This is a genomic window from Microcoleus sp. B13-B6 (assembly GCF_036705405.1).
Classification (GTDB): domain Bacteria; phylum Cyanobacteriota; class Cyanobacteriia; order Cyanobacteriales; family Microcoleaceae; genus Microcoleus.
In genome coordinates this window covers 1-3,220 of record NZ_JAUBUJ010000221.1, presented here as the reverse complement: position 1 = coordinate 3,220, position 3,220 = coordinate 1, and the positions used below count along the sequence as shown (strand labels likewise).

Here is a 3,220-nt window from a genome sequence, read left to right as displayed (position 1 = left end):
CAAACCTTTTAAGTGGACATATAAGGGTAAAGTCTTGGCTGTTTAATAGTCTGTGTATTTACGCCGAGCTGTACTAGATTCAGAAATTTCGCGTTTTATTTCTGTAATTTCTTGACCTACCAAATAGGAATATTGAGATTTTTGGCACAATAACCGACACCTTCAAACTCAGCGTTTTTGAGAGTAATTTAATAGCTTTATCGGAACATTGGCAGGGTTTTCCTGACATGAAACTTGCTGTGAGCGATACAAGCTGCTACTAAATATAATATTCTGCCTCAGAGGCTGTTGGCATTGAACATCGATAACTGTAGCTACGTGTTGCAGTAACTAGCTGCCCAGAAAATCACGGTGCCCGCAATTGTAAATAAATAACCCTGCCTTTGCGCGCAAGCATTCAAGGCAGGGTTATTATTGAGGATTCCGAATTCTCAACGGTGAAGCGAGGGCGCTGCTGCCGACTTCGGCTGCCCAGCAGTGCACTACTCGCCTAATCGAGTTATTTTAGTGCTGCGTTCGGCCAACATCAGCACTACATAAATAGTCATTACATAGCCGGCGGCCAGAATGGGAATAATTAGAGGAATATCACGATAAATCATAATTAGAACCAAAAGTCAAGGACGAGGAGGAGCAGGACAAGTTCAAGACCTACTACATTAAGTCAGCACGCAAGACCATGCCTTGGTTCTGAAGGCTGTTTTTCCATATCAAGCCTGCGGGAACATTTAGCCGTTCCCGGTCATCAATAATGATTTACTGCTTTACAGATGCTTAAACAGCCTAAAACCATCCACTTTAGCTGCTTTGAGCTACCGTGCACATAAGATGCGCTACTCTTAACTTCTGAAAACTTTTAGTCGCGAGGAACTAAAAATCTGTCCCAGAAATTTTGGCTGCGATCGACTAACAAGGCTGGCTCTACGAAACTTTTACAGGCACCTAAAAGCTACCTGCCAGTCTGGCTGTACTTAATGTATAGAATTGTTTAAATCCTTAATACCCATAATAACACAGGGTTTCTGGGATTTAGAGATTTTTTGGCAGTGTCCTTAACAATTCGATACAATAGGGGCAACCCCTCTGGCAGCCGGCTACTCGCCTCTGGCAGGCGGGTGACTCCCATCGGGTGGCAGATGACAAATAACTGCCGATCGCCTAGATTTTTCTTTTCTATTGCAGAGAATTACCTTAAAATAAAGATATGATTTGTAAAATTTTGTTACTTTACGGCTTGAGTCGGCGTATCCATGATCTCTAGCACTCTCCTATTTTCCTCGGTTGAAGAAGACCTGCGACTGTTGACAGAAAACTTAAAACAGTTAGTGGGTGCCCGTCATCCCATCTTGTACGCGGCTGCAGAATACTTATTCGGCACAAAGGGAAAACGAGTGAGACCCGCAATCGTTCTGTTGATGGCCAAGGCGACTATGCCCGATCGCGAAATCACGGAAAAACACCGCCGCCTCGCTGAAATCACGGAAATGATCCACACAGCTAGTCTCGTGCACGACGACGTGGTGGACGAGTCGGATCTGCGGCGGGGAGTGCCGACGGTTCACAGTCGGTTTAACAACCGAGTGGCAGTATTGGCGGGAGACTTTCTGTTTGCTCAATCCTCCTGGCATTTGGCAAATCTCGACAACCTGCCAGTAGTCAAACTGCTTTCAGAAGTGATTATGGATTTAGCTGAGGGGGAAATTCAACAGGGACTAAATGGATTTGACACCAGTTTATCGATCGAAGCGTACCTCGAAAAAAGTTATTACAAAACAGCGTCTTTAATTGCCAACAGTTCCAAAGCAGCGGGCTGTTTGAGCGAGGTTTCAGCGGAAATAGCAGACGATTTGTACAACTACGGTCGGCACATTGGTTTGGCATTCCAAATAGTAGATGATATATTAGATTTCACCGCTTCCACGGAAACTTTGGGGAAACCTGCAGGCTCGGATCTCAGAAGCGGTAATCTGACAGCACCCGCACTATTCGCCCTAGAAGAAAAACCTTACTTGGAAGTTCTCATAGAACGCGAATTTGCCCAAGAAGGAGATATAGAGCAGGCCCTGGCACTGGTAGAAGATTCTAGAGGCATAGAGCGATCGCGAGAACTAGCCACAAATCACGCACAGAAAGCCGTCGAATACTTAGCTGCGCTGCCCCATTCAGAGTCCCGTCAAGCTTTGATTGATTTGGCTGAATACGTTTTGAGTAGACTTTATTAGAGGTGAAAAAGTTACACTTTATTGGTAATGGGGAATTGGTAATGGGAAATTCCCAATGCCTAATGCCCTGTTACCAATTAATAATAGAAAATTGAGTTTTTAGGCAATATCCGACGGGGGAGCCGATCGATACTGTTGCAAGTAAACGTTAATTAAACTCTGTACTTGCTCGCGAGGGATTTCCGTCCCGACTTCCTGATTTCCGGGACTTTCAAAAAAAACAATGCTGTCAAGACCTTCAAGAGCTATCATCTGAAATAAAAGGTGAGTGACAGGCAAAACCACCGGTCTGAGGCGATCGCCCCCAGCAGCCGCAGCCTGCGACGCATCTTTAATACTGCTCCAAGCATAAATCACCCTCTTCTCCCGTCCCGGTTGCTTGAGATTGCTCAAAACCACGATCGCCCAACTTTGGTCTACCGCTTGCAGGATCGAGTATTCGAGGTGCTGTAGCTGTTGGGCAATTAACACCAGGGCCGGGGCGATCGCCTTTAAGATTTGTGGCGTCGAACCGTCGGGCGGAGCTTTTTCGATCAATGCTTGAATCTGTTGGTCTAAATCCATCAGTCAGTTCTTTGATATCTAAAATTAAAAATTTCAGGTTAGCAGGTCCGCATCCAAGTATATATTACCCAGCACTGCCCTATTAAAGATAAGCTGACACCCCTCTAAATTTAATTAATATTTTGCAGCCTAGAGTCCTTGTAGCGAGCATTTGGGCAAAAAAATTAAGTGCGTAACAGCTTACACAATGTCATCCAAAAAGTCTAACCATAGGGTGCTGAGCGCTAGCGCTGTCAAGGTGTGTTAAATCTGAGCCCGATAAAAAGCCGAAAACGGCTATTTCACGTTCGGATTTTCAAACTTAAAGCAATAAAAACTGCTTGGGGGACCTTGGTTTCAAAATCAAAACGCCCAAAGTTAGGATCGCGAATTAAATAACTTACAATTTTAATTGTTATTGTGGGATGGGCGTCCCGCCCGTCCTTTTTGGACGG

2 protein-coding genes are annotated in these 3,220 nt (G+C 44.9%); one reads left to right on the top strand and one right to left on the bottom strand.

Annotated elements, in window-relative coordinates; translation table 11 throughout:
• Positions 1 to 1,250: 1,250 nt before the first annotated feature.
• The gene (sds, locus tag QUB35_RS38705; RefSeq protein WP_333104787.1) at positions 1,251 to 2,222 is read left to right on the top strand and encodes a solanesyl diphosphate synthase; all 972 of its coding nucleotides are present in this window, start codon (positions 1,251 to 1,253) and stop codon (positions 2,220 to 2,222) included.
• Positions 2,223 to 2,321: 99 nt separating this feature from the next.
• Here sds and QUB35_RS38700 read toward each other — a convergent pair whose 3' ends face one another.
• A complete protein-coding gene (locus tag QUB35_RS38700; protein ID WP_333148343.1) occupies positions 2,322 to 2,786 on the bottom strand; it encodes a hypothetical protein in 465 nt (154 codons plus the stop codon).
• Positions 2,787 to 3,220 lie beyond the last annotated feature (434 nt).